Source organism: Brevundimonas sp. EAKA (genome assembly GCF_000698025.1).
Classification (GTDB): domain Bacteria; phylum Pseudomonadota; class Alphaproteobacteria; order Caulobacterales; family Caulobacteraceae; genus Brevundimonas; species Brevundimonas mediterranea_A.
In genome coordinates, this window is sequence record NZ_JMQR01000253.1 from 1 (window position 1) to 1,312 (window position 1,312).

At 69.1% G+C, this 1,312-nt stretch carries 1 protein-coding gene; it reads left to right on the top strand.

What is annotated here, in order from left to right; genetic code table 11:
- Positions 1-217: 217 nt before the first annotated feature.
- Positions 218-1,216 carry a 4-hydroxybenzoate octaprenyltransferase gene (gene ubiA / locus ER13_RS17305; RefSeq protein WP_035311401.1) on the top strand — a complete coding sequence of 333 codons (999 nt, stop codon included), beginning with the start codon at positions 218-220 and terminating at the stop codon, positions 1,214-1,216.
- The last annotated feature ends 96 nt before the right edge of the window (positions 1,217-1,312 follow it).

Sequence of the window (1,312 nt, forward strand, 5' to 3'; positions counted from 1 at the left end):
ACGGACCCCGCCACCGCTCGGCGCCCCGAGCTTGCAGGCCAACCATTCGCGCGGGGCGTCAAACCTTCGTCGAAACGGTACTCAGAACACTAAACTCCGGGCGAAGGCCCGGCGCCCCGCCCAGCCCTCCGCTTCCAAAGGGCCTCCAACTCCGCCGAACGGACGGAGCGTTTCGTCACGCCTTCACCCTGCCCTTCATTCCCGCTAAGCCATGCCCATGACCTCCGCCCCTCTTCCCGACGCCGGCGCCAACTGGGTGGATCGCCATGCGCCGCAGCGGCTGAAGCCCTGGCTGAAGCTGGGCCGCTTCGACCGGCCCATCGGCATCTGGCTGCTGCTCCTGCCCGGCTGGCAGGGCGTCACCCTCGCCCTGACCCAGTATCGCCAGGCGCCCGGCCTCTATGACCTGTGGCTGTTCGTCAGTTTCGGCGTCGGCGCCTGTCTGATGCGCGCCGCCGGTTGCGCCTTCAACGACATCGTCGATCGCGACTTCGACGCCCAGGTCGCCCGCACCGCGCTGCGCCCCATCCCCGCCGGCCTGATCAGCGTCAAACAGGCCTGGGCCTTCGTGATCGGCTGCAGCCTGATCAGCCTGCTGATCCTGCTGACCCTGCCCGTCGTCGCCATTGCCCTCGGCGTCGGCTCCCTGGCCCTGGTCGCCGCCTATCCCTTCATGAAGCGGATCACCTGGTGGCCCCAGGCCTGGCTGGGCCTGACCTTCAACTGGGGCGCCCTGATGGGGTTTGCGGCGGCGGTCCCGCTGGTCGCCGGAACTCTGAGCCCCGCCTTCCTCGCCTATCCGACAGGCATCGGCGGCGTCGCAATTCACGTCACCGGCTGGGCGCCCGCCGTCCTCCTCTACCTCGGCGGCGTCTTCTGGACCCTGGGCTACGACACCATCTACGCCCTGCAAGACATCGAGGACGACGCCATGGTCGGGGTCAAATCCTCGGCCCGCCGCCTGGCCTCGGCCGTCCGCCCCGGCGTGGCCGTCTTCTATCTCATCAGCCTGGTCCTGGCCGTCCTGGCCGGTCTGTCAGCCGGACTCGGCCCCCTGTTTTGGCTGGGCCTGGCCCTCTACGCCGCCCATCTGGCGCTTCAGGTCGTCCGCCTCGACCGCACCGACGGCGCCCTGGCGCTGAAACTGTTCAAGTCCAACCGAGAGGCCGGCTTCATCCTGCTGGCCGCCCTCGCCCTCGGATCCATCGGCCTGTGAAGGAGTCTCCCATGAACCGTTCCGTTCGCATCCTGCTGCTGTCCGTCGCCGTCGCGGCCACCGTCGCCGCCTGCCAAAGGCGCGACGACAAGGTCG